The 25,119-nt window shown below is 70.1% G+C and carries 20 protein-coding genes; 10 read left to right on the forward strand and 10 right to left on the reverse strand.

Annotation, left to right across the window (positions count from 1 at the left end):
* Window positions 1-2: 2 nt before the first annotated feature.
* Entirely contained in the window at window positions 3-1,988 is a 1,986-nt protein-coding gene (locus C2L58_RS00085) for an acetyl/propionyl/methylcrotonyl-CoA carboxylase subunit alpha (RefSeq protein ID WP_103334720.1), read from the forward strand.
* Window positions 1,985-3,139: an acyl-CoA dehydrogenase family protein gene (locus tag C2L58_RS00090; RefSeq protein WP_103334722.1), complete on the forward strand. Its 1,155-nt coding sequence runs from the start codon at window positions 1,985-1,987 to the stop codon at window positions 3,137-3,139. The genes C2L58_RS00085 and C2L58_RS00090 overlap by 4 nt, the downstream gene beginning before the upstream one ends.
* Before the next feature lie 41 nt (window positions 3,140-3,180).
* Here C2L58_RS00090 and C2L58_RS00095 read toward each other — a convergent pair whose 3' ends face one another.
* From C2L58_RS00095 to C2L58_RS00105, 3 genes are read right to left on the reverse strand one after another with little or no spacing between them, the layout of a single operon-like run.
* Window positions 3,181-4,476 carry a hypothetical protein gene (locus C2L58_RS00095; protein WP_103334723.1) on the reverse strand — a complete coding sequence of 432 codons (1,296 nt, stop codon included), beginning with the start codon at window positions 4,474-4,476 and terminating at the stop codon, window positions 3,181-3,183.
* Window positions 4,473-4,808 (reverse strand): hypothetical protein, encoded by a 336-nt coding sequence (locus C2L58_RS00100; protein ID WP_103334725.1) that lies wholly within the window; start codon window positions 4,806-4,808, stop codon window positions 4,473-4,475. The genes C2L58_RS00095 and C2L58_RS00100 overlap by 4 nt, the downstream gene beginning before the upstream one ends.
* A gap of 15 nt (window positions 4,809-4,823) precedes the next feature.
* A complete protein-coding gene (locus C2L58_RS00105; protein WP_233225484.1) occupies window positions 4,824-5,351 on the reverse strand; it encodes a YbaB/EbfC family nucleoid-associated protein in 528 nt (175 codons plus the stop codon).
* A 144-nt stretch (window positions 5,352-5,495) separates the two neighbouring features.
* Here C2L58_RS00105 and map point away from each other — a divergent pair, with 144 nt between their 5' ends.
* Both map and C2L58_RS00115 read left to right on the forward strand, forming a co-directional pair.
* The gene (map, locus tag C2L58_RS00110; protein WP_103334729.1) at window positions 5,496-6,260 is read left to right on the forward strand and encodes a type I methionyl aminopeptidase; all 765 of its coding nucleotides are present in this window, start codon (window positions 5,496-5,498) and stop codon (window positions 6,258-6,260) included.
* Between the two features lie 9 nt (window positions 6,261-6,269).
* Complete coding sequence (locus C2L58_RS00115) at window positions 6,270-6,782, forward strand: GNAT family N-acetyltransferase (protein WP_103334730.1); 513 nt, start codon at window positions 6,270-6,272, stop codon at window positions 6,780-6,782.
* On the opposite strand, the gene C2L58_RS48445 is transcribed toward C2L58_RS00115, so the two are convergent.
* On the reverse strand, window positions 6,779-7,267 hold the full coding sequence (locus C2L58_RS48445) for a hypothetical protein (protein ID WP_146073506.1): 489 nt from the start codon (window positions 7,265-7,267) through the stop codon (window positions 6,779-6,781). The genes C2L58_RS00115 and C2L58_RS48445 overlap by 4 nt on opposite strands.
* Before the next feature lie 284 nt (window positions 7,268-7,551).
* On the opposite strand from C2L58_RS48445, the gene C2L58_RS00120 reads away from it, so the two are divergent.
* Together C2L58_RS00120 and C2L58_RS00125 are read left to right on the forward strand one after the other, a co-directional pair.
* Window positions 7,552-8,403, forward strand: coding sequence for an SDR family oxidoreductase (locus tag C2L58_RS00120; protein WP_103334732.1), 852 nt, complete (start codon window positions 7,552-7,554; stop codon window positions 8,401-8,403).
* A 109-nt stretch (window positions 8,404-8,512) separates the two neighbouring features.
* Complete coding sequence (locus tag C2L58_RS00125; protein WP_103334733.1) at window positions 8,513-9,568, forward strand: alpha/beta fold hydrolase; 1,056 nt, start codon at window positions 8,513-8,515, stop codon at window positions 9,566-9,568.
* Window positions 9,569-9,647: 79 nt separating this feature from the next.
* On the opposite strand, the gene C2L58_RS00130 is transcribed toward C2L58_RS00125, so the two are convergent.
* The 3 genes from C2L58_RS00130 to C2L58_RS00140 all read right to left on the reverse strand — a co-directional run bounded on the left by C2L58_RS00130 (window position 9,648) and on the right by C2L58_RS00140 (window position 13,472).
* Window positions 9,648-10,853: an acyl-CoA dehydrogenase family protein gene (locus C2L58_RS00130; RefSeq protein WP_103334735.1), complete on the reverse strand. Its 1,206-nt coding sequence runs from the start codon at window positions 10,851-10,853 to the stop codon at window positions 9,648-9,650.
* 18 nt (window positions 10,854-10,871) lie between these two features.
* Window positions 10,872-12,167, reverse strand: coding sequence for an acyl-CoA dehydrogenase family protein (locus C2L58_RS00135; protein ID WP_103334736.1), 1,296 nt, complete (start codon window positions 12,165-12,167; stop codon window positions 10,872-10,874).
* Between the two features lie 99 nt (window positions 12,168-12,266).
* Window positions 12,267-13,472 carry a low temperature requirement protein A gene (locus C2L58_RS00140; RefSeq protein WP_103334738.1) on the reverse strand — a complete coding sequence of 402 codons (1,206 nt, stop codon included), beginning with the start codon at window positions 13,470-13,472 and terminating at the stop codon, window positions 12,267-12,269.
* A 120-nt stretch (window positions 13,473-13,592) separates the two neighbouring features.
* Between C2L58_RS00140 and C2L58_RS00145 the strand changes: the two genes are divergently transcribed.
* From C2L58_RS00145 to fxsT, 4 genes are all read left to right on the forward strand, one after another.
* On the forward strand, window positions 13,593-14,516 hold the full coding sequence (locus tag C2L58_RS00145) for an effector-associated domain 2-containing protein (protein ID WP_233225485.1): 924 nt from the start codon (window positions 13,593-13,595) through the stop codon (window positions 14,514-14,516).
* A gap of 110 nt (window positions 14,517-14,626) precedes the next feature.
* Entirely contained in the window at window positions 14,627-16,099 is a 1,473-nt protein-coding gene (locus tag C2L58_RS00150) for a VMAP-C domain-containing protein (RefSeq protein ID WP_233225486.1), read from the forward strand.
* Window positions 16,077-17,204 carry an AAA family ATPase gene (locus tag C2L58_RS00155; protein ID WP_103334742.1) on the forward strand — a complete coding sequence of 376 codons (1,128 nt, stop codon included), beginning with the start codon at window positions 16,077-16,079 and terminating at the stop codon, window positions 17,202-17,204. Before C2L58_RS00150 ends, C2L58_RS00155 begins: the two co-directional genes overlap by 23 nt.
* Before the next feature lies 1 nt (window position 17,205).
* Window positions 17,206-21,648 carry an FxSxx-COOH system tetratricopeptide repeat protein gene (fxsT, locus tag C2L58_RS00160; RefSeq protein WP_304532664.1) on the forward strand — a complete coding sequence of 1,481 codons (4,443 nt, stop codon included), beginning with the start codon at window positions 17,206-17,208 and terminating at the stop codon, window positions 21,646-21,648.
* 112 nt (window positions 21,649-21,760) lie between these two features.
* Here fxsT and C2L58_RS00165 read toward each other — a convergent pair whose 3' ends face one another.
* From C2L58_RS00165 to C2L58_RS00175, 3 genes are all read right to left on the reverse strand, one after another.
* Complete coding sequence (locus tag C2L58_RS00165) at window positions 21,761-23,590, reverse strand: aKG-HExxH-type peptide beta-hydroxylase (protein ID WP_103334886.1); 1,830 nt, start codon at window positions 23,588-23,590, stop codon at window positions 21,761-21,763.
* 31 nt (window positions 23,591-23,621) lie between these two features.
* Window positions 23,622-23,804, reverse strand: a complete 183-nt coding sequence (fxsA, locus tag C2L58_RS00170) for an FxSxx-COOH cyclophane-containing RiPP peptide (protein ID WP_103334743.1) — start codon at window positions 23,802-23,804, stop codon at window positions 23,622-23,624.
* A 110-nt stretch (window positions 23,805-23,914) separates the two neighbouring features.
* Complete coding sequence (locus tag C2L58_RS00175; RefSeq protein ID WP_103334745.1) at window positions 23,915-25,093, reverse strand: TetR/AcrR family transcriptional regulator; 1,179 nt, start codon at window positions 25,091-25,093, stop codon at window positions 23,915-23,917.
* Window positions 25,094-25,119: the final 26 nt, after the last annotated feature.

Below are 25,119 nucleotides of genomic sequence, written 5' to 3' on the forward strand. Positions count from 1 at the left end.
GCATGTTCGACTCAGTGTTGGTCGCGAACCGGGGCGAGATCGCGGTCCGGGTCATCCGCACGCTGCGGGACCTCGGCATCCGCGCGGTCGCCGTCTACAGCGACGCGGACGCCGACGCGCGGCACGTCCGGGAGGCGCACGCGGCCGTCCGGATCGGCCCGGCGGAGGCTTCTCGCAGTTACCTTTCGATTCCGGCCATGGTGGACGCCGCCGTCGCTTCCGGTGCGCAGGCGGTGCACCCGGGGTACGGCTTCCTGGCGGAGAACGCCGAGTTCGCGCGGGCCTGTGAGGCCGCCGGGCTGGTGTTCATCGGCCCGCCGGTCGCGGCGATCGACGCCATGGGCGACAAGATCCGCGCCAAGGCGACGGTGTCGAAGGCCGGGGTCCCGGTCGTGCCCGGTGCGTCCGATGTGGACATTCCCGACGGCGGCTTCGCCGCGGCGGCGTCGAAAGTCGGCTACCCGCTGTTGCTCAAGCCGTCCGCGGGCGGTGGCGGCAAGGGGATGCGGCTGGTGCACGCCCCCGAGGAACTGGACGCGGCGATCGAGTCCGCGCGGCGCGAGGCCAAGGGGTCCTTCGGCGACGACACGCTGCTGATGGAGCGGTTCGTCACGACGCCGCGGCACATCGAGATCCAGGTGCTGGCCGACACGCACGGCAACGTCGTCCACCTCGGCGAACGCGAGTGCAGCCTGCAGCGGCGGCACCAGAAGATCATCGAAGAAGCGCCGTCGGTGCTGCTGGACGTCGCCACCCGCGAAAAGATGGGCTCGGCGGCGGTCGAGGCCGCGCGCTCGGTCGGGTACGTCGGCGCCGGGACCGTCGAGTTCATCATGTCGGCCCACGACCCGGACGAGTTCTTCTTCATGGAGATGAACACCCGGCTGCAGGTCGAACACCCGGTCACCGAGCTGGTCACCGGCCTCGACCTCGTCGAGTGGCAGGTCCGGGTGGCCGCGGGGGAGCACCTTTCCCTCAAGCAGGAAGACGTCGTCCTCAATGGACACGCGGTCGAAGCGCGCGTGTACGCCGAGGACCCGGCGCGCGGCTTCATCCCGACCGGTGGGACGGTGCTGGCGGTGCACGAGCCGTCCGGCGACGGCGTCCGCGTCGACTCCTGGATGACGCCCGGCGCGGTGGTCGGCTCGAACTACGACCCGATGCTCGCCAAGGTGATCGCCTGGGGCCCGGACCGCGCGGCGGCGCTGCACCGGCTCGACCTCGCCCTGGCCGACACGGCGTTGCTGGGCATCGGCACGAACACGGCGTTCCTGCGCGGGCTGCTGGCCGACGCCGACGTCCGCGCCGGCAAGCTGGACACCGAACTCGTCGACCGGCGGCTGTCGGAACTCGTTTCCTCGGACGTGCCCGCGGAGTTCTTCGTCGCGGCCGCGCTGGACCGGTTCCTGGAGCTGCAGCCGTCCGGGCCCGTGGTGGACCCGTGGGACGTGCCGGACGGCTGGCGGATGGGCGGCTCGGGCGGGGTGACGTTCCGGTTGAAGTCCGGTTCCGCCCGCGCGGTGGTCCGGGTGCAGGGCACGCCCGCCGCGGCGACGGTGTTCGTCGACGACGACGCGCCGGTCCAGGTCTCGGCCCGGCGCGACGGCGACGTGCTCGAAATCCGGCATCCGGGCGGGTTCCACCGCTACCGCCAGGCCTGCGGTCCGGACAGGACGGTCTGGCTGGCGCGCGACGGGCTCAGCTTCCCGTTCGGTGAGCAGGAGTTCGTGCTGGCCTCGCGCGGCGAGGCCGCCGGCGCGGGCCCGGTCACCAGCCCGATGCCGGGCACGGTGCTGGTGGTGAAGGTCGCCGCGGGAGACGTCGTGAAGGCCGGGACGCCGCTGCTGGTCGTCGAAGCGATGAAGATGGAGCACACCGTCACCGCGCCGATCGACGGCGTGGTCAGCGAACTCCCCGTCCGGGCCGGCCAGCAGGTCGCGCTGGACGAAACCCTTGCCGTAGTAGCGCCCCAAGAGGAGCAGCCGTGATCGACTTCCGCCTGGACGAGGACTACGAGTCCCTCCGCAAGACCGTCGAGGACTTCGCGCACGCCGAGGTCGCGCCGGTGATCGGCGAACTGTACGAGAAGGAAGAGTTCCCGTACGCGATCGTCGCGAAGATGGGCGAGATGGGCCTGTTCGGGCTCCCGTTCCCCGAGGAGTTCGGCGGCATGGGCGGCGACTACTTCGCGCTGTGCCTGGCGTTGGAGGAGCTGGCGCGGGTCGATTCGTCGGTCGCGATCACGCTGGAGGCCGGCGTTTCCCTCGGCGCGATGCCGATCTTCCGCTTCGGGACCCAGGAGCAGAAGGAGAAGTGGCTGCCGTCGCTGTGCGAGGGCACGGCGCTGGGCGGTTTCGGACTGACCGAACCGGGCGGCGGTTCGGACGCGGGGGCGACCCGCACCCGCGCCACTTTGGACGGTGACGAGTGGGTCATCAACGGCAGCAAGGCGTTCATCACCAACTCGGGCACGGACATCACCCGCCTGGTCACGGTCACGGCGGTGACGGACGTGATGGAGAACGGCCGCAAGGAGATCTCGGCGATCATCGTCCCGTCGGGAACGCCGGGCTTCGCGGTGGCCCCGAAGTACTCCAAGGTCGGCTGGAACTGCTCGGACACGCACGAACTGTCCTTTTCGGACGTCCGGGTCCCGGCGGAGAACCTCGTCGGCGTCCGGGGCCGCGGTTACGCGCAGTTCTTGTCTATTTTGGACGAAGGCCGGGTGGCGATCGCCGCGCTTTCGGTGGGGCTGGCGCAGGGCTGCGTCGACGAGTGCCTCAAGTACGTGAAGGACCGGGTCGCGTTCGGCAGGCGGATCGGCGAGTACCAGGCGATCCAGTTCAAGATCGCGGACATGGAGGTCCGCACGCACACCGCGCGCCTGGCGTACTACCAGGCGGCGTCGAAGATGCTGCGCGGCGAGCCGTTCAAGAAGGAGGCGTCGATCGCGAAGCTGGTGGCCTCGAACGCGGCGATGGACAACGCGCGCGACGCCACGCAGATCTTCGGTGGCTACGGGTTCATGAACGAGTTCCCGGTGAGCCGCTTCTACCGCGACGCGAAGATCCTCGAGATCGGCGAGGGGACGAGCGAGGTCCAGAAGATGCTGATCTCCCGGCACCTCGGCGTCTCGTGAGTGGTAAGGCGGGTTAGAACCCGCCTTACCACTCACGAGCGCTACTGCGGCTGCTTCTTGTCCTCTTCGGCCCACGCGGCTTCCGCCTGCATCTGGATGTCGGTCAGGCCGCGGTCGACCTGCACGATGTCCTTGCCCGCCCAGCCCACGAAGTTCTTCGAGCTCTTGGCGTCGGACAGCGCCTTCAGCATCGGGTAGTAGTCCGGGTGGTTCTTCTTGATCCAGTCGTCGGCGAACTTCATCTTCTTGTAGCTGTCGCCGAACTTGGTCTTCAGCCAGTCCTCGTGCTTCTTGATCATCGGGAAGTCGTGCTCGCTCAGGTGCGACGACGGGGCCGGCGGCTTGACCGGGGGCGGCGGGGGCGGCGGGTCCGCCGGCTTCGGCAGCGGCCGCGAGAAGTTGGGCGTGGTGCCGTCACCCGGGGGCCGGGTGCTCGGCGTGGCGCCACCGCCCCCGGGCGCGTCGTGGGTGACCGCGGTGCCCGGCGGCACCGGCTTGGGCGGCAGCGGCCGCGAGAAGTTCGGCACGGTGTTCCCGCCCGGGGGCAGGTTCGTCATCTCGTGGCCCGCGCCCGACGCGCCCGGCTTCGGCTTGACCAGCTTCGACAGCTTGGTGAGCCGGGCCAGCGTGCGCCCGGCGTAGGCGACGACCTTGGCGAGCTTGGCCGCCATCGCCGCCACCTGGATCGAGACCTGCACGACGATCTTGCTCACCCCGACCGCGATCGACGCGCCGAAGGTGAACGCGGCCATCGCGAGGGCGATCAGCATCGTGGAGATGATGTCGCCGAGGATCGTCGTGATGATGTCGCGCAGCAGCGCGCGGACCGCGGCGATCAGCGCCCCGGTGGTCTCGACCATGTAGCCGGCGACGTCGGACGCCTTCGCGTTCGCGTCGATCCAGCCCTTCCGGTCGTCGATCGACTTCTTGAAGCTGTCGTAGCCCTTGCCCTGCCACTGGGTGATCGTCGACTTGAGCGTGTCGTCGAGCTGGGTGCCGGTGTTGCGCAGCCCCTCGCCGATCTTGTGCAGCTCGTTGGCGACCTTCGTGACCTCGGACGGGTTCCCCGCGACCTGGTCCAGCGGCCACTTCAGGAACGAGACGTGCTCGATCAGCCAGCCCAGGCCCGCGGCGATCAGCTTCGAGAGCGGGTCCATGACGAACGCGACGGTGTCGAGCGTGGCGCTGATCAGGTTGATGCCCAGCTCGACGCTCACCGCCGCGAGGTCGCCGCCGTGTTCGGTCTGGACCTTGCCGATCGAGTCGCCGACCTGCTTCCAGCTGTCGAAGACGCCGGCGCCGGTCGTGGAGTTCGATGCCGTGATGGGAACGGTCACTTGCCCAGCTCCGTCTCGAAGGTGCTCAGACCCTGTGCCGTGTTCGAGTCGTGGGTCGCGTACGTTTCGGCCGCCTTCTTCACGTCGGCGGCGGACTTGCCGATGTCCCCGACGAGCTTGTTGATCTCCCCGGTGATCACCGCCATCGTGACGCGTGAGGGCACCGCGAGCACCTGCGCGAGCAGGATGCCGAACGCGGCGTTGTCGAACCCGTTGGCGGCCTGCATCCGGTTCGCGGCGTCCTGCACCGCCGGTTGCGTGGTGCCCGACAGGAACTGGCTGAACTTCTGCAGCTCGGCGGGATCGACCGAGAAACCTGCTCCGGAAACCACCGGTTCTCCTCCGTACTACCAGGGATTGCTTTCGCCGTCGTCCTCTTCCGGCGGTTGCCGGGGACGGCGGCGCGGCTGACCACGCTGCGGTTGCGGTGGGCCCGGGGGCGGGGGCGCGGCCGGCCTGTCCTCGGCCTCCTGCTCCGGCATGAACACGTCGCGCTTGTCCGGCTCTGTTCCCTCGTCCGGTTCGGGGGCCGGCAGGAACTCGTCCAGCAGCTCGCGGGCGGCCGAGTCCTCGCCCACCATGCCGCTGAAGGCTTCGGAGACCTCCGCCGACACCTTCTGCTGCGCCCGGCCGATCAGCTGCATCACCAGTCCGGAAAGGGCTTGCGGGGGTCGTTCGTACGCGCGGGGGCCGAACCGGAGGTCCTGCAGGACGCCGCTCGGGCCGACGGTCACCGTGACCGCGCCGTCCGGCGACTGCACGGTGGCGACGGCGGTCCGGAGTTTCTCCTGCGCAGCCGCGGCTTTCGCCCGGATTTCCTCGAGCTCGACGGTGAAGGCGGCCAGCGGGTCGCCGGCGGGCACTGACTGGGTCAATTTGTCCTCGTCGCCAGAGAGGTTGTGAACGGAAGAAGTCAATCAGCGCTGCCTGAACTCCGGATGACGCGCATCGAGCCACCGGCTGAACGCGATCGCCGCCCACCACTGGACACCAATATCTATACCGGTATAGTTATCGCCATGGTCGAGATCAAAACGGAGTCCGAGCTGACGATGATGCGCGAAGCCGGGCGAGTGGTGGCGAACACCCTGCACGCGGTCAAGGAGGCGGCCGCGATCGGCGTCTCGCTGCGCGAGCTGGACGAAGTCGCCGCCCACGTCATCAGTGAAGCCGGCGCGAAGCCGTCGTTCCTGCACTACCAGCCGCGGTCCGCGCCGACGCCCTACCCGAACGTCCTCTGCGCCAGCGTCAACGACGTCGTCGTGCACGGCATCCCGACGGCGTACCGCATCCAGGACGGCGACCTCGTCAGCATCGACTGCGGCGCCATCCTCGACGGCTGGAACGGCGACGCGGCGATCAGCTTCGTCGTCGGCAACGCCGATCCCGCCGACCTCGCGCTCATCGAGGCCACCGAGCAGGCGCTGGCCGCCGGGATCGCCGCCGCCCAGCCGGGTGCGAAGCTCGGCGACATCTCGTACGCGATCGGCACCGCCGGCCGCGCGCACGGCCACGGCATGCTCGACGACCACGGCGGGCACGGCATCGGCCGGGCGATGCACGAGGACCCGCACCTGCCGAACGAAGGGCGCGCGGGTCGCGGAATGCGGCTCAAGCCGGGCCTCGCGCTGGCGATCGAGCCGATGCTCACCCGGGGCGGCGACGCCTACCGCTACGCCGACGACGGCTGGTCGATCCTCACCGCCGACGGCAGCCGGGCCGCGCACGTCGAACACACCATCGCCGTCACCGAAGACGGCCCGCGCGTGCTCACCGTGCGGTAGACAGGGGGAATGGACAACATCGTCATCCGTTCGGGTGATTCTGGGGATACGGACACGCTGCTGGGCTTCTTCGACGAAGCCGTCGAATGGCTGGTCGCCCGCGGCAGTGCGAAGCAGTGGGGGACCGAGCCGTGGAGCCGGGTCCCGAAGCGCGTCGAGCGGGTCAAGGGCATGGCGGCGGACCCGGGGCTGCGCATCGCGGTGGTCGACGGCGAGGCCGCGGGCGCGCTGATCGTCTCCGAGGAGCACGACCCGCACGTGCCCGCGGTCGACGAGCGCGAGCTGTACATCCGGCTGCTCATCACGTCGCGGCGGTTCACCGGCCGCCGCGTCGGCGGCCGCCTCCTCGAGTACGCACTCGACGAGGCGCGGCGGCGCGGAATCGACCTGGTGCGCGTCGACTGCTGGGCCGGCGGCGACGGCGAACTGCAGCGGTACTACGAGAGTCACGGGTTCCAACCGACGGTCCGGTTCACCGTCGACACGTGGGTCGGGCAGGTGCTGGAGCAGCGCGTGGGTTAGCAGACCCGGAACCGGGCGGTCATCCCGTGCAGGGCGAGGGGCCGGCCGTCGGGGCCCGGTCGAAGTTGATCAGCGTGTAGGTGCCCGGTCGCAGCGCCACCAGGGACATGACGTCGGACCCGTTGTCCTGGCCGATGGTGGCGACCTGGTCCCGGCCTCGTGGCGTTTCGCGCCGGTCTGGTGGAAGCGCAGCACCACCTTGCCGTGCGGCGGTAGGCGATGACGTCGAGGACGCGCATCCGGTCGATGCGCAGGCCGCCGAGCACCCTGGGCACGCTCGCGTAGCTGTCCTGGTGCATGAACGTGGTGATGAAGTGCACGGTGAACAGCGTGGCCGCCGGGTTGGCGGCGAGGTCGTCCGGCTTGGCGGGGTCACCGGCGTTGACGCAGGCGACGAAGTTGCCGATGCCGGCGCGAACCCGCCTGGCCGTGGCCGGGTCCGCCGGGCGGCCCGGTCCGGACGGCGCCCGTCGTTGTCCGGCCACCGCCGAGCGGGATCCACCGTCCAGGGGCCCGGGGCCGGAGCCGTGCAGGTCGTCGACGCGGCGGCCGCGGACGGCACCACCGCCGCGGCCGAGATCCCCAGTGCCGTTGCCGCGAACAGGTGAGACAAACGCATGTCCGTGCTCCTTTGCGGTTCGGAGAGCGCCAGGCTGGGAACGGCGGACCCGTCGTCGCTTCGGGAATCCCCTGAACGGACCCTGGGAGTGGCGCCGGCTCGGTTCAGGGCGACACTGTTGACGCGGTGCCAACAGACGAAGGAGTCGCCATGGCCGAAGAACTCGCGGGCAAGGTCGTCGTCATCACCGGCGGCGGGCAGGGGATCGGCGCGGCGACCGCGTCGGCGCTGTCCCGGCTGGGCGCGCAGGTGGTGATCGGCGACCTCGACCAGGTCCGGGCCGAGAAGACGGCCGGCGAGCTGGGGGCCGAGGCGCTGCCGCTGGACGTCACCGACATCCGCGGGTTCACCGGATTCCTCGACGAGGTCGAACGCCGGCACGGGCGGATCGACGTGCTGATCAACAACGCCGGCATCATGCCGCTCGGCGACCTCGACACCGAAAGCGACGCGACGACCCGGCGGCAGCTGGAGATCAACCTGCACGCCGTCATCCACGGCACGCGCGAGGCGGTGCGGCGGATGCGGCCGCGGCGCAGCGGGCACATCGTCAACGTGGCTTCGTTCGCGGGCAAGGCCGGCTTCCCCGGCGCGGCGACCTACTGCGCGACCAAGCACGCCGTCGTCGGATTGTCCGAGGCCGTGCACCTGGAGCTGCACGGCAGCGGTGTGCACGTCTCGTGCGTGATGCCGGGCATCGTGCGGACGGAGCTCGCGAGCGGGCTCGCCGAGGCGAAGATGTTCAAGTCCGTGCGGCCGGAAGAGGTGGCCGACGCCATCGTATCCGCACTGCGCAAGCCTCGTTTCGACGTTTTCGTGCCCCGCTCGCTGGGCCCTATGGGCAAACTCACGCGGCTGCTGCCGCGGCGGGCGGGCGAGGCGTTCGCGCGGGCGTTGAAGGCGGACCGGCTGTTGGCTTCGGCGGCCCATTCCCCGGCCCGCGCGGCGTACGAAGCACGGGCCGCGGAGAGCGGGCCGGGGGTAACTCGGACGGACCAGTGACTGTCCGAATTGGACGTGCTTGCCAGGTGCTTGCGGGTGTGGTGCGGTTGAGTCCGCCCGCCCGGCCCGGCAAGATTGCCTCCGGATCCGCTTTTGGGAGGCACGAGAAATGGTTTCACCACCCGCACGGCTGGCCGCCGCGGCGTCGAACGTGGTCGGCAAGGTGCTGCACGGCGGCGTCGCCGACCTGCGCCCGATGCCGCGGGTGCTGATCGACCAGGGCCCCAACCGCTCGCTGTACCGGATGACGCACAGCGGCGGGACGGTGTCCGGGCCGCCGATCCTGCTGGTGCCGCCGCTGGCCGCGCCGGCGATCTGCTTCGACCTGCGCCGCGGCTGCAGCCTCGTCGAGCACCTGATCGAGGGCGGCCGCAACACCTACCTCGTCGACTACGGCACGGTGGCGTTCTCCGACCGGCGCCTGGGCATCGAGCACTGGATCGACGAGGTGCTCCCGCGCGCGATCCGGCGCGTGAGCGCGGACGCCGGCGGCCAGGACGTGCACCTGGTGTCGTGGTCGCTGGGCGGGATCTTCTCGCTGCTGGTGAACGCCGACCAGCCGGACCTCCCGATCGCGTCGATCACCGCGATCGGCTCGCCGGTGGACTTCACGGCCATCCCGATCGTGGCGCCGTTCCGCCCGCTGGCCGACCTCACGAACGGCCACCTGCTGACCCCGATCTACCGCGTGTTCGGCGGCGCACCGTCCTATTTGGTCAGCCGCGTGTTCCGGGCAACGGGTATCAGCAAGGAAATCACCAAGCCCCTGGCGATCCTGTCCCACCTCGACGACCGGGATTATCTGGCCCAGATCGAGGCGGTCGACCACTTCATGAGCAACATGTACGCGTACCCGGGCCGCACGTTCGGCCAGCTGTACCACCGCTTGTTCCGCACGAACGACCTGGCGGAGGGCAAGGTGGACCTGAACGGCCGGATCATCTCGCTGTCTTCGGTCCGCGTGCCGACCCTGGTGGTGGCGGGCGAAAACGACACGATCGCCCCAAGGCCCTCGGTGGAGCGCGTGGTGGAGCTACTGGACAAGGCCCCCGAGGTCCGCTTCAAGACAGCGCCGGGCGGACACCTGGGCGTCCTCACGGGCCGGAAGGCGCGAGGCACGACGTGGCGCTACTTGGACGAGTTCCTGGACGACCAGCTCTCTTGAGCAGTCTGCCGCGGCTGTCGTGAGTGGTAAGGAGGGTTAGAACCCGCTTTACCACTCACGACCAGCCGCGGCAGAAGACTTACTTGAGCTCGGCGGAAGTCTTGCCGAGGATCCGCCGGGCGACGATGAGCTGCTGGATCTGCTGCGTACCTTCGAAGATGTCCAGGATCTTCGCGTCCCGAGCCCACTTCTCGAGCAGCGACTCTTCGCTGTAAGCCCCGGTGAGCTCAACGCACTTCAGCGCGATCTCCACCACCGACCGCCCCGCCTTGGCCTTCGCCATCGACGCCTGCAGCGAGTTCGGCTGGCGGTTGTCCGCCATCCACGCCGACTCCAGCGTCAGCAGGTACGCCGACTCGTAGTCCGCCTCCAGCCGGAGGAACTCCGCCGCCGCCGCGTGCTGGCTGTTCGCCGGGCGGTCGTAGTCGATCGTGACGCCGGCGGATGTCAAGATCGTGCGCGTCTCGTCGAGCGCCGCGCGGGCCACGCCGATCGCCATCGCCGCCACCAGGGGCCGGGTGTTGTCGAACGTCTGCATGACGCCCGCGAAACCCTTTTTCGTGTCGATCTCCGGCGTGCCAAGAAGATTCTCTTTCGGGACACGGCAGTTCTCGAAACGCAGCACCGCCGTGTCGGAGGCGCGGATGCCGAGCTTGTGCTCGGTGCGCACCACCTCGAAGCCCGGTGTGCCCTTCTCGACCACGAACGACTTGATCGCCGCGCGGCCCTTGCTCTTGTCCAGTGTCGCCCACACGACCACCGCGTCCGCGCGCTCGCCCGACGTCACGAAGATCTTCTCGCCGTTCAACACGTAGTGGTCGCCGTCGAGCCGAGCCGTCGTGCTGACCGCCGCCGAGTCCGAACCGAACGCCGGCTCGGTGATCGCCATCGCGGCCCACATGCCGGAGAAGCGCTCGAGCTGCTCGTCCGTCGCCACCGAGCCGATCGCCGCGTTGCCGAGGCCCTGGCGGGGCATCGACAGCAGCAGGCCGACGTCACCCCAGCACATCTCGATCGTGCCGAGGACGACGTTCAGGTTGGCGCCGTTGCGATTTCCCTTTTCGTTCTTGCCGGAACCGGAGCGGCGGACGCCGGCCGCGCCCGCGCCGCCCTCGCCGGACGAATTCAAGCCGTCCAGCAGCGCCGCGAACATGTCCAGCTCGGCCGGGTACGTGTGCTCCGCGCGGTCGTACTTGCGCGAGATCGGCCGGAACACCTCGGCCGCGGCCTGGTACGCCTGGTTGATCAGCGCGCCGGCCTTCTTGGGGACTTCCAGGTTGATCATGACTTGCCTTTCCGAAGCCTAGAGAAGGACGGCGCCTTCCATGACGCCGATGGCGCGCAGGTCCCGGTACCAGCGCTCGACCGGGTGCTCCTTGACGAAGCCGTGCCCGCCGAGCAGCTGCACGCCCGCGTTGCCGATCTGCATGCCCTTGTCCACGGCCAGCTTCCGCGCCAGCGCCACCTCGCGGGCGTAGGACTTGCCCTGCTCGGCCCGCGCCGCGGCGCGCAGCGTCACCAGCCGCAGGCCCTCCAGCTCGATCGCGATGTCGGCGACGGAGAACGCCACCGCCTGCCGGTGGCTGATCGGCTCGCCGAACGCGGTCCGCTCGTTGACGTAGGGGACGACGTAGTCGAGGACGGCCTTCGCGGTGCCGGCGGCCAGCGCCGCCCAGCCGAGCCGCGACAGCCGGACGACCTCGGCGAAGACGTCCGCCTTGCCGCCGCCGAGCAGCGCGCCCGCGGGCAGCACCACCTGCTCGAGGTGCAGCTTGCCGGTCGCGGCGCCGCGCAGGCCCATCGCCGGCTCGGCCTCGATGGACACCCCGGCGTTCGACGACTCGACGAGGAACAGCGCCGGGCCGCGGCCTTCGAGGTCGGCCGACACGATGAACAGCTCCGCCTGCGCCGCCCGCGGGACCAGCGACTTCACGCCGTCGAGCTGGTAGCCCTTCGGGGTGCGGCGGGCCTTCGTCGCGGGCTTGAAGGGGTCGTAGAGCGCTTTCTGCTCCTGCAGCGCCAGCGCGGCCGCCGGGACGTGCTCGCCGACGAACGCGGGCAGGTAGTCGGCCTGCTGCTGCTCGTCACCCCAGCTGACCAGCGCGGTGCTCACCGCCGACGGCGCGAGCACGGCCACGGCCAGGCCGAGGTCGCCGTGCGCAAGCGCTTCCGCGACGAGCGCGTTGGTCACCACCGAGCGTTCCGTGCCGACGCCGCCGAGCTCCTCGGGGATGCCGACCAGGCTGATGCCCAGCTCGGCGGCCCGGCTCAGCAGGCCTTCGGGCGCCTCGAGCTTGGCGTCGGCGTCCGCGGCGGCGGGCCGCAGCTGCTCGGCGGCGAACTCGGTCACCGTTTCGACGATGAGTTGCTGGTCCTCGGTCGGCGTGAGGTCGAACAGCCCGGTGTCGGTGGCCGGCGTGAGCCGGGCGGGCTTGCCCAGCTTCTGCACCGACTTGAACGACCGGGTCGCCGCGCCGGCGACGCGGAAGCCGTTGCGCGTCCCCGCGGTGACCAGGCCTTCGAGGGGCTTGCGCAGCCCGGCCCGATCGACGACCTTGCTCCCGGCCAGCCGGGTCAGCGCGGACAGGCCCCAGCCCATCGCGTCCCGTTTCCTTGGCGCAGCCATGTGGCCCTCCATCCGTTACCTACTCGCGAGTAGGTTAACCCGGGAGACGACGCGGCGCCAGTGTGGGGTCACTTACGTGTGCGCGGTGTGCACGTTCCTGCGCCACTCGGCGAACCGGATGCGCTCGAAAGTGATGAGCCCGAGCACCAGGACGGCGGCGATCAGCAGCAGGACGGCCGCGGGCACGTGCTCCAGCAGCGGCGTCGCCGCGACCAGCAGCACGCCGAGGACCAGCCGCTGGACGTTCCAGCTGCCGAGGTTGCGCTTGCGCAGCGCGCTGAGCGTGATCAGGTAGAGCGCGAGGCCGCCGGTGAGCGTCCAGATCGGCACGCCGTGCAGTGCTTCGCCGGGCGTGTGGTGCTCGGTGTCGGCGAGGTAGAGGAACGCCTTCTTGAGGCCGAGGGCGACCAGCACGATCCCGGCGATCAGCGGCAGGTGCAAGAAGGTGTAGGAGTCGGTGGCGAGCTTCGCACGTTCGACCCCGGTCGCGGTGGTCAGCCGGTGCTCGGACACGCGCGCGACGACGTCGAAGTAGGTCCACCACATCCCCGCGGCCAGCGCCAGCCCGCACACGGCCCCGCCGGCGATCAGCCACGACATCGGCAGCGCCCCGATCCCGATGCCGATCGCGACGATCGACTCGCCGAGCGCGATGATCACGATGAGCCCGAACCGCTCGGCGAAGTGCGCGGGCGAATTCAGCCGCCACCCGTCCGGCCCGGTGAGGTAGACGTTGAGGTAATCGATTCCCAATGCGACGACCCACAGCCCCAGCTGCCAAGGCCCGCTCAGGAACGCGGCGACGCCGAGCAGGACCACGCTGGGCAGCAGCCCGACGAACATCTTGAGCAGCACCCGCCGCAGCCCGGGATCGTGCTTCGCGGCACCGAGGTAGGCGACGAGGTGCAGCAGCCGCACGAGCGCATAGCAGACGACGAACAGCGCGGGCGCGTACAGGCCGCCGGGGTGGTCGGCGAAGGCTTCCGGAATGGTCAGCGACACCAGGAACATGACGGTCATCGCGCCGAACATCGCCAGCCGCGCGATCCCGTGGTCGACGTGGATGGTGGTCGCGAGCCAGGCGTAGGAGCACCAGCACCACCACAGGACGGCCAGCATGGCCACCCCCTGCCCGACGCCGGTGGGGCTCAGGTGGTCGGCCATCAGCTGGGTGATCTGGGTGATGGCGTAGACGAAGACCAGGTCGAAGAAGAGCTCGATGGTGGAGACGCGGTGGTCCTCATCCGCGCTCACCAGGTGCAGGCGTGTCGTGGGCACGCCGAATTATGGACGAAAACATGTCAACAGGCGCCGGTTTTGTCGTAACGCCCTGCGCGAACATGGCCGAGCGTGCATGGGTCTGGGACAATGAGCCCGGGACGTGGGGAGGGTGTCGTGGTGACGTATCCAGCCGCGCTGCACCGGACGATCATGACCGTGGACGTCGCCGGGTACAACCACCCGGACCGGACCATGGCGCACCTGCGCGAGGTGCACGACGGCCTGTGGCGTGTCCTCAAGGGCGGCTTCGCCGAGACCGGCATCCCCTGGGACGTCTGCTTCGTCGAAAACACCGGTGACGGCGCGATGATCCTGCTGCCGCCCGACATCGCGAAGGTCGACCTAGTGGCCCAGCTGCCCGAACGCATGCACGCCGATCTGCGCCGCCACAACGCCGTGCACTCCGCACCCGCGCAGATCCAGCTTCGGCTGGCCCTCCACGCCGGCGAGGTGCAGAGTGCCGGCCACGGTTCGATCGGCAAGGCGGTCAACTTCACGTTCCGCGTGCTCGAAGCGGCGGAGGCGAAGGCGGCCCAGAAGACGACGGGCGCCGAACTGGCCGTGCTGGCTTCGGACGTCTTCTACCACGAGGTCGTGCTCCAGGATCCCGCGGCCGCGCCCGCCGAATACCGCCGGATCCCGGTCCACACCAAAGAGACGGCCACGATCGCCTGGCTGCGGCTGCTCGGCGGTGGACCTGCCGGCCCAGCACCGCACCACGATGTGGTGCGGTGCTCCGCGGAGCCGTCCGCCGCCGACCGCGCGATGGAACTGACGGAACTGCTCCTGGACATCCCGGCCGTGGCCGAGGAGAGCAGCCGGAGAATGCTGCTGAAGCGGCTCCGGCCGCAAATCGCGACGGTCGTGGCTTATCACCCGCAAACCCGGCTGCACGTCCTGGAGATCGCCGGCACGTGCCTGCGTTATCGCGGCGGGCTCGCCGAACTGGTCGCGGCGGTGCAAATGCTGGAACCCGGATCGGCGCCGGTCCAGCGGCTGGTCGACCGCGTTGGCAACTGGCCGGAAGAGAGCCCGTCGTGACATCTTTTTGGCAACCGGCGGCGACCCTTTTGCCGGGTAAGATCTGCCCGACTGCGTTCGATACGCAGGGGCGATGACGCCGGTTCCGTCCCGTGCGAGGTGGGTAGGGGGTGTTGCGCCAGGTGACGGGACACGTGATCGGAGAGGCAGTCGTCGACGTACTGGCCGAAGCCGGCCTGGCCGAAGAATTGGCCGTGGTCGTCAGCCTCGTCGGCAAAGCCCTCGGCGTCGAACTGGCGGTTCCCCGGCACCCCACCCCGCGCAGTTCCCTGATCGAAGTCGTTTCCGCCTGCGAGCGCTATCAGAACGGCATGCAGGCGCTGGTCGGTGCGGTCGCTTTCATGCGGCCGGGTTCGCCGGAATACGAGCGGGTCCGGGACCTGGTGGAGCGGCCGCGGGTGCTCGACCTGCTGCCGCGTGCCGACCGCGACCGCTTGCACCACCTGCTGGCCGGGGTGGAGGTGCCCCGGCTCGGTGAGCTGGTCCGCCGCGCGAGCGGGCTCGGCTCACCGTTGCCGCCCAAGGTGCGCACGGCGTGGGAGGGCTTCACTCATCTGGCCGATTTCAACGCGGACACCGACGGCATCCCGCCGGCGTTCACGCTCCTCGAACTCCTCGCCCGCCAGTGCGGCGGCGAACTCGGGTTGCGGCTCACGGAGTGGAACGACTACCAGGCCCGGCGCCTCCGGCTGGAGGCGCAGTTGAGAGCGCGTCGAGCCTCGCTCGCGACGCCGTCGCGGGAGGGGCGGCTGCACCTCATGGTGATGGTCGAGCACGATGGGATAGACCCGGACTTGTACCAGGTTTCCCATTGGTGTCAACGGCTTCCCGGGGAATGGCCGCCACCGCACGGTGGCACGGCGGAGGTGCGGGGCGCTGACCTCGAACGATACGTCGACGGCCTGGTGGTCGACGCGGAGCGGGCGTGGGCCGACCACCGCGGTTCGGTCGCCCTCGAGTTCGTGCTCCCGCGGGCGTTGCTGAACCTGCCCGTGCAGCTCTGGCACCGCGAGCACGAATCCGGTATGCCCAGGCCGCTTTCGATCGACTACCTGATTTCCGTCCGATCGTTGGAGCGCATGCGTTCGAAGCACTGGCACCGGGTCTGGAACCAGCACTGGGAGGCGTTCATGGCGAACCCGTCCGCGGAGTGCGTGTACTACGAAAACGGCACCCAGGCCTCGGCGCTGGACGTGGTGCTTTCCGACCTGAGGTGGGGTTTGGTCGTGCTGGGATCGGCTCCGCCGCTGGAAGCCGGCGGGGACGGTGACAGCCTGACGGCGGCTTTGCGGTCGGGTATCCCGGCGGTACTGTGGCACCCGGATGCGTCACTCGACGTACTCAGGGAGTTGATCACCGAGCTCGCCAAGGGGGATTCGGGGCTCGGGGATTTGCCGATGGAAGCCAAGAACATCAGGCACACTAGTCGTCCTCCTCTTTCCGAAACGGGCTTCCATCGGGATAATCCAGTGCGGGATCTGGTGGTGCTGTGGGACGATCCGAGCCGTCTCGTTCTTGATCAGCCGCCGGCTTTCCCATGGCAGCGAGGGGATATCCGGGATGACCGAGAGCGAGCGTCTTGACGGGGGCGAGGCGGCGCAGGTCCGCGACGCGTCCCGGCTGGCATCGTCCGATTGGTGGGTCTACCGCGGCACCGGACGGCCGATCCACGACCTCGGGCTGACCGACATCTTGCCCCCGCCCCCGCCGTGGCGGGACTTCGACGGTGGCCCGTTGCCGGAGTCGGATGATCCGCCGCGCGACGATCACGACGTCGCCCGGCGGCTCGGGAGCGAGCATTCGCAATCGGCTCAACGCACTGGTCCGGCTGAACTCGACATGATCAACGCCGCTTTGTACCTCAGGCGGCCCTTGCTCGTCACCGGCCATCCGGGCACCGGCAAATCCACGCTCGCGTACCGGCTGGCGGCCGAACTGCAGCTGGGCCGGGTGCTGCGGTGGCCGATCACCAGCAGGACCACGCTGAATTCAGGGCTCTACCACTACGACGCCATCGGCCGGATCCAAGCGGCGAGCGCCCGGTTCGCCGTGCGCGGCGAACGCGCCAGCCCCGCGCCCGAGCCACCGATCGGCGAGTTCCTCCGGCTCGGGGTGCTGGGGACGGCTTTCCTGCCGCGTCGCGTACCCCGGGTCCTGCTGATCGACGAGCTCGACAAAAGTGAAGCCGACCTCCCGAACGACCTGCTCAGCATTTTCGAAGACGGCGAGTTCCGGGTTCCCGAACTCGAACGCATCCGCAGTCACATCCCCGAAGCGACGGTGTTCACCGATGATCCCGGCGAGACGGCTCTGGTCGTCGGCGGGCGGATCCGGTGTCACGCGTTTCCGATCGTCATCATCACGAGCAATGGGGAAAGGGAATTTCCCCCCGCTTTCCTGCGGCGCTGCCTGCAGCTGGAAATGCCGGATCCGGACCCGGAGCAATTGGCCGCGATGGTCGTCGCCCACCTGCACGATTCGGAGGACAACCGGCGCAAGCTCGGTTCCGGCCTGCAGAACGAGCTGATCGAGCAGTTCGTGCGGCGCAGCGCGTCCGGTGACGACCGGCTGCCCTCGGGAAAACTCCTGGATGCCATGTACCTCGCCACGTCCGGTGCCTACCGCGGCGACGTGACGTGGGAGCGGCTGGTGGACGCTCTGTGGCAGCGTCTGTCGGCGGTGCAATGACGTGGGCCGGCCGCCCGTATCGCCGGTCCCCGATCCCGACGGCGCGGGATCGCGGTTCACCGCTGCGGGCGAACGGCGGCTCCCCGGGGGACCCGGCCGGCCGGACGTCCGCGACGTCGCCGACGCCCTGTGGCTGATCGCGGCGACCCGGACGGATGAGGCGCGGGCCCGGCCGGCCACGTCCCCGCTGCCGCCGGACAGCCCGCCATCCGGGGACCCCCTCCCGCTGCCCTTGGAGCTGCCGCCCCCGGCCGCGCGGGCGGAACCGGCTCCGCTGCTCGAAAGCCCACGTCAGGTGATTGCGGCCGGAGTCGCCGAAGTCCCGGCGGCCACGGATTCCGCGCCACAGTCACAACCGGTCTCTGGATCGGTTCGGCCGTCCGTTATTGTTCGGGCCCTCCGCACGCTGAAGCGAAGGGTGCCGGCCTGGCATGAGCACGTTGTCATCGTCGACGAAGCCGCCACGGCCGAGCGGGTCGCCGAGAGCGGATTCTGGTGGCCGGTGACCGAACCCGAGCTGGAACGGTGGCTTGATCTCACCGTCGTGGTGGATACCGCGAGGTCGATGACACTCTGGCGGAGCACCGTCAAGGCGTTCCGCGCCGGCCTCGAACAGCTCGGTGCCTTCCGGACGATCCAGTACCGCCGGCTGGACACGCAGAGTAGTGGCCACCGCCGGGGCCGGCCCCGGTTGTACGGCGAGACGTCGTCGTCGGCGCCGCGCGACCCGTCCGAGCTGATCGACCCGACGGGCAGGCGGCTCGTCCTGGTCGTCACCGACGGCGTCGGCGATCTTTGGCGGTCCGGCGGTGTTTCGGCCGTGCTCGCCGAGTGGGCGTCGGTGATGCCGACGACCGTCCTGCACGTGCTGCCGCAACGGCTGTGGTCCCGCGGGATGGACCTGCACCGCGCGCGGCTGAACGTTCGGGTGCCGGTGGCGCCGAACAGCCAGTGGGGCTGGGAACTGCCGGAGGCGTGGGCGGACCCCGAGCTGGCCGCGGCCAAGGACGCCGGGGCGATCCCGGTGCCGGTGATGGAGCTCGGCCCGCGGTGGCTGCGGTGGTGGGCACGGCTGGTGGCCGGCGAGCACAAGGGTTTCGTCCCCGCCCGGGTGCTGCTGAGCGGCCTGAAGGGGGCGCCCATCGAAGGCAGCGACGACCTCGTCGACCCGGGCACCGCTCGCGAGCGGGTGCGCCGGTTCCTGAGTGTCGCCTCCCCGCCGGCGTACCGGCTGGCGACCATGCTGGCCGCGGTGCCGGCCAACCTTTCGGTCGCGCGGTTCGTCCAGGACGAACTCCTCCCCGAGGCGCGGCCGGAGCACCTGACGGAAGTGCTGACGAGCGGGCTGCTGCGGCCGGCCGCGGCGGTCGGCGACGAGACCACGGTTTTCGACTTCCCGGCCTCGGTCCGGCAGGTGCTGCTGAGCGGGGCCCGGCGCGCCGACACCGCGGAGGTCGTCCGCGCCACCGAAGCCCGGTTCGGCACCATCACCCGGTTGCGGGACGCCATCGACGCGCCGGACGCCACCCGGGATCCGGATTCCCAGGCGGATCCGGCGCACGACGTCGCACTCGAACGGGTGGTAATGCAGGCCCTGAGTGGGCCTTATTCTTCCCGCGCCAGTCGAATTCGCTCGAAAGAGCGAGACTATTCCGGTGAATTACCCCCAATGGCACCCGATTCAGCGACTCTGTCGTCCGCTGTTTCCGGAGCAGATGATCATATCGCCCAAAAGAGAATGCCGCCCTACGATTATGGTGAACCGGTGAGAGACACTATGGCGAAAGCGCCCGTGCCCCCTGAGGCTTCCACGTCCGCAGTCACGGCCACCGGTGAGGTGGCGGACGACCCGGTTCGGCGGAGTCCGGAGTTGCGCGAGCCTTCGCCGGCCGGGGACGCCGGTCCCCTGCTGGGCCGCCGGCCGATCTTCACCCTGGAGCACGGGGACAGCCCGGCCGAGGACGTCCCGCCGGTCTGGGGCAGCGTGCCACCCCGGAACCCGAACTTCACCGGGCGCCGGGAACTCCTCCGGGAACTGGGCGAGCGGGTCATGTCCGGCACCACGGCCGTGCTGCCGTCGGCCCTGCACGGCATGGGCGGCATCGGCAAGACCCAGATGGCCGTCGAGTACATCTACAGCCACCTGCGCGAATACGACGTCGTGTGGTGGATCCCGGCCACCGAGGCGGCCCAGATCCGGGTCGCCCTCACCGAACTGGCCCAGGCGCTGAACCTCCCGGGCTCCGGTGAGGCGAACACCGCCATCCCGGCCGTGCGCGAGGCGCTGCGGACCGGGCGGCCGTACCGGCGCTGGCTGCTGGTCTTCGACTCGGCCGAGGACGTCGCGCTGGTCCGCCAGTTCTTCCCGACCAACGGGCCCGGCGAAATCCTGATCACCTCGCGCAACGCGGAGTGGGCCAGTGTCGCCCGGCCGCTGGAAGTCGCCGTCTTCGAGCGTTCGGAGAGCATCGAACTGCTGCGCCGGCGCGGCCCGGAGATCGACGTGGCCGAGGCCGAGCAGCTGGCGGAACGCCTGGGGGACCTTCCGCTCGCGATCGAGCAGGCCGCCGCCTGGCGGGCGGAGACCGGCATGCCGGTGCAGGAATACCTGCGCTTGTTCGACGAGAAAGTCGCGGAAATCCTCGACACCTCGAGTCCGGCGGACTACGAGGTTTCCGTCGCCGCGGCCTGGAACGTCGCGTTCGACGAACTGCGGACCCGAAATCCGGTGGCGCACCAGCTGCTCCAGATCTGTGCTTTCTTCGCGCCCGAACCGATTTCGCGTGCGTTCTTCTCCGGGGTCGGCAGCATTTCCATTCTGCCCGAAATAGACATGGCGCTGCGCGACCCGATGAAACTGGCGCGGGCCATCCGGGACATCAACCGGTACAGCCTGGCGAAGATCGACCACCGCACGAATTCGATCGTCCTGCACCGGTTGGTGCAGATCGTGCTGCGCAACCGGATGACCCCGCAGCACCGCGCGGAGATGCGCCACGGTGCCCATCTGCTGCTCGCCAAACGCGACCCCAACGACCCCACTTCGTCGAAGCAGTGGCCGCGCTACCAGGAAATCCTGCCGCACGTCTACCCGTCCGAGATCGTCGAGTGCGACGACCGCTGGGTCCGCCAGCTCGTGCTCAACCTGATGCGGTACCTCTACCAGTGGGGCGACCACGACGAGGCCCTCCGCCTCGCGGAAATGGCCCACCGGAACTGGACCGAGCGGCTCGGGCCCGACGACGAACAGACCCTGCAGGCCGCCGAGCGGCTGGGCTACTACTACTGGGTCACCGGCCGGTACACGGAGGCGGCGGAGATCAACCGCACGATCCTCGACACGCGGCAGCAGCTGTCCGGGGAAAACAGCGAGGAGACGCTCGCCGCCCAGATCGCGGTCTCCGGCGACCTTTCCGCGCAGGGCAACTTCCTCGCGTCCCGTGATCTGACCGAAGACGTCTACCAGAAGGCCAAGGCGCTGTTCGGCGAGGACGACCCGGTCACCCTGCGCGCGGCGCGGATCCACGGCACGAACCTGCGTCTCACGGGCCAGTACCGCGAAGCCGGCGAGCTGGACGAAACGAATTACCAGCGGCAGACCGAGATTCTCGGCTACGACCACGCGGAGACGCTGAGTTCCCGGATGGGGCTCATCATCGACCGCCGGGAGGCGGGCGACTACGTCTGGGCCCGTGAAGAGAACGAGAAACTCGCCGAACGCGTGCGCGAGCTGTTCGGCGAGGACAACGCGGAAACCCTGCGCCGGATGGCCTACCTGGCGGTCTCCCGGCGCAAGGCCGGCGACCACGAGGCGGCGAAGGAACTCGCGGCCGCGGTGCTCGAGCGGTTCCGCGTGCGCTACGGCGAAAACAACTTCAACGTGATGGCCTGCGCACTCGGGTACTCGATCGACCTCCGGCACGCGCAGGAGCTGCGGTCCGCGCGGGAACTGGGTGAGCAGATCTTCGAGCGCTACCGGCGCAACCTGGGCGAGCACCACCCGCACACGATGGCCGCGGCCGTCGACCTGGCGGTGACCTTGCGGCTCTTCGGCAACGCCGCCGCGGCCAGGCAACTGGACGAGCGGTCCCTGGCGCAGCTGCGCGAGGCGCTCGGACCGGACCACCCGAGTGCGGTGCTGTGCGGGATCAACCTGGCGAGCGACCTCTCCGCGCTCGGCGAGACCGCGGCCGCGCTGGAGCTGGGCACGGACATGCTGGCGCGAGCCGAGCGGGTACTCGGGAAGGACCACCCGACCACGCTCGCCGCCGCGCTCAACCGGGCGCTCGACCTGCGCACGTCCGGGCAGAGCCAGGAAGCGGAGACGCTCTACGCCGACGTCATCTCGCGGTACCGGATGGTGCTGCGCGAGTCGCACCCCGGGACCATCGCGGCATCGAAGGGTGTTCGCGCGGACTGCGACATCGACCCGCTGCCGCTGTAGTACCGATCCGGTCAAAAGCAGGCCGACCCTCACGCGGCGCGCAACCGTTGCTGCGAGGTCATTCGGCCGTGGCTGTGGCCGGATCGGTACTGATCGATACTGTAGTACCGGATCAGCTGCGGGCCGGCCGGGTGCCGGTCCGCAGCCAGCCGAGCCAGCCCGCGAGTTCGTCCGGCGTGTCCGGTGCGGTGCCGTCGGCCGTCAGCCGGCGGTACACCGCGCGGACGAGCTCCGGCTGGTGCAGCAGCACGGACCCGGCCGGCCCGGTCCCGGAGCGGGAAAGGGCGAGGCCGAGTCCCGTCCAGGCCGTCGGGCTGTCCGGATCGGCGGACAGCTCCGCGCGGTAGCCCTCGGCGGCTTCGGCGAACCGGCCCGAAACGCCGGCGAAGTCGGCCGTGGTCGCCCCCGGCACTTCCGGCCAGTGCCGGGCGAATCCGGTGGGATCGTTGAGGGCGAGCCGGGTCAGGTCCAGCCGGGCGTGGTGCCACGGGCCGTCGGGCACCGGCGTCGGGTCGGCGTCGGGCAGGAAGCCGAGCGCCGGCCGGGGTCGCCCGGCCGACCAGGCTTCGGCCAGGGCCCGCACGACCAGCGGGTCGGGCCGCAGGTGGCGCAGCCGCCAGCCGGCGTAGTGGTCGAGCAGGGCCGTGCTGGCCGCGGCGGCCTGGGGTGTCGGCACCGGTTCGCGCAGCCACGGCCCGAGCCGCTCGGCGAGCCGGCGCAGGAACCGCCGTCCGTCGATGGTCAGCCCGGGGTCGGCCCGGAGCACCTCCAGGACCTGCCAGACCGCTTGCCGCCAGTAGGCGAATTCGAACTCGGCGATGCGCTGGAACGGTTCGTCGTCGAACCGGGCCAGCGCGCGCCAGAAGGCCGTGACGCCGAAAAAGGCATACACGCCTTGGAAAACGCCACCGATCGGCCGCGGATCGTCGCGCCACGCGGTGTAGAACCGCTCGGCCGGGTCGTCACCGTGCAGTTGCCGCAGGTGCATCAGCCCGCTCAGCCGGTTGTGCTGGAACTCGTGCACCAGCGAGGCGGCGAGCGACGCGGCATCGGCGGGCCGCGAAATGACGGCGCTGCCGAAGGCCTCGCCGCTCGACGCGCTGGTGGTGCGGAACGGCTGCATCGGCCGCGGGACGAGGGAACTGAACCCGACCGGGAACGCGTCCGCCGTGTCGGGCAGGCAGCGGACGATCAGCCGCCAGGCGTCGTCGAGCAGGCGCGTCCAGTTCTCCCGTTCGTCCGCCGGAAGCCGTTGGGGGAGCACGGGTTCGAAGGAACCGCGGTACGGGTCGAGGTCGTCGAGGCGCAGGGACAGCACGCGGTCACCCGAAACCGCCGTCACCTGGCGCAGGCCCCACCAGCCCGGCCCGTCCGTGGCCGGGTCGGCGGGTGCCCGGACGATCTCCCGGCCGTTGTCCAGTTCCAGCACGGCTCCGGTCCGGCGTACCCGCGCCACCATCCATTCGGTGCCGGCCCGGAACCGGGCCACGCCGAGGCCGGGGAGCATCGCGGTGCCGGCCCAGACCGGGATGGTCGCGGTGAAGTCGAGACCGGCGCGGATCGCCGCCGCGGCCGCCAGCGCGTGCAGGTGGCCGGTGTGCACCCACAGCGGGCAGACCCCGGTGATCTGCTTGCGCAGCAACCGGATCGTGTAGCCGGCCCACGTACCGGTGTACGGGTGCCCGAGCAGGAGGTCGACGGCTTCCGGGGCCGAGTTCTGCACCCGGGTCAGCAGATCCCAGGCGTCGTCCGGGGGTGCGAGCGGACCGCGCGCCGCCGGGTCCTTCGCGACGAGGTCGGTGATCGCGCGCAGCAGGAGCAATCTCCGGCTGCGTTCCGCTTCGCGCAGGAGCCGCATCGCACCGATGTCGCCGGTTCCGTTCGCGATCGCGTCGAAATCCGCCGTCCCGATCCGGTGCACCGGCAGTTCGCCCCGTGTCACGTGTTCCTGGCGCGCCGGCATGACGGCACGGCTAGTGGTGCCAGCTGTCGTCGCGCTTCTGGTCGCAGAACTGCGGGGCAGCCGATTGTTCGACCACCCGGCGCAAGGCGCGTTGCAACTCCGGGCTGTTCATGGTGCGCAGTGCGCTGAGCGGCACCGCGCTCAGATCGACCAGTGGTGCGCCCGGGTTCGCGTGTTCGAGAACTGTGTTCATGTCCCATCCCCACTCACGAACGAAAACGGCCGAGTCGCCACGTCCATGATGCCTGATCGGCGGCCCCGGCAGGAAGGGCGGAAGGTAGGGAACTGATCGGCATTCGGGGTTCAGGCGACGCCGAGGACCGTGTGCAGCAACGCCGTCAGCTCGGCTTCGAAGTTCGGCCGGGCCGCCACCCGGCGCGTGCGAGCGAGATCGTTGGCGATCGTCAGCGCCGCGTGGACCATGATTTTCGCTTCCCGTACCGGCAACTCGGGGCGCACCGCCGACAGCAGCGTCACCCACTGGGCCACGTAATCGCGCTGCACCCGCAGCAGATCCACCTTGTCGCGGTCCGGCATCGTCACCCGGTCCGCCGAGAACGACACCAGCAGTTCCGGCGTGTGCAGAATCGTGTGCACGTACGACGCCGCCAGCCGGCGCAGGGCCGAGCGCTCGTCGGAGGTCTGCAGCGCGAGTTCGGCCGCCAGGGCCAGCCTGTCCGCCGCGCGGTGGCCGATCGCGACCATCAGTGCAGCTTTGCTCGGGAAGTGGCGGTACACGCTCGGGCCCGCGATGCCCGCCGCCGCGCCGATGTCCTCCATGCTCACCGCGTGGAAGCCGCGCTGGGCGAACAGGGCCGTTGCCTCCGCCAGGACCTGCTCGCGGCGGGAGGGAGTGCCCAGGCTCAAAGCCGCGGACGGTGGCGGAGAAGACGGTGAAGGCAGTGTGGCGTTGAGCACACTGAGGGCCAGTTCGACCAGCAACGCAGCGAACCGGCGGCGGGCCACCGACGTGTGGTGGACCGACACGCTGCCGAACACCGACAGCGCGGCCCAGCAGAGCAGCTCCGCGTCCTCGACGCCCAGGTCGGGGCGCCGGGTCAGCAGGGCCTTCGACCACGCCGCCAGCGCCAGTGCCGACCGGCGGGCGATCTCGCGCTGGTCCTCCTTCGGCAGGTGGCGGCCTTCCCAGCGCCACAACGCGGCGATCTCGCGCCGCTCGACCGCCTGGGAGGCGAGCCGCGTCAGGAGGGATTCCAGCTGGTCAGCGGGGGGAACCGAGTCCGACAGCGCCTCCGCCGTCGCCTCCTCCATGTCCTCGAAGCCGCTCAGGACGACGTACGCCAGGATCGCCTGCTTGTCCGCGAAGTGGCGGTACAGCGCCGGACCGGTCACCCCCGCCGCGTCCGCGATGTCCTTGATCGACACCCCCGGGAAGCCGCGGGCGCGGAACAGCTCCGCCGCCACCGCGGCCAGCTGGGCCTTGCGGTCGCGGGGGCGCGAGCTGCGTTCGACGTCGGTCATGGTGAGTGAACGATAGCGGCTGATGG

Source organism: Amycolatopsis sp. CA-126428, assembly GCF_002904335.1.
GTDB lineage: Bacteria > Actinomycetota > Actinomycetes > Mycobacteriales > Pseudonocardiaceae > Amycolatopsis.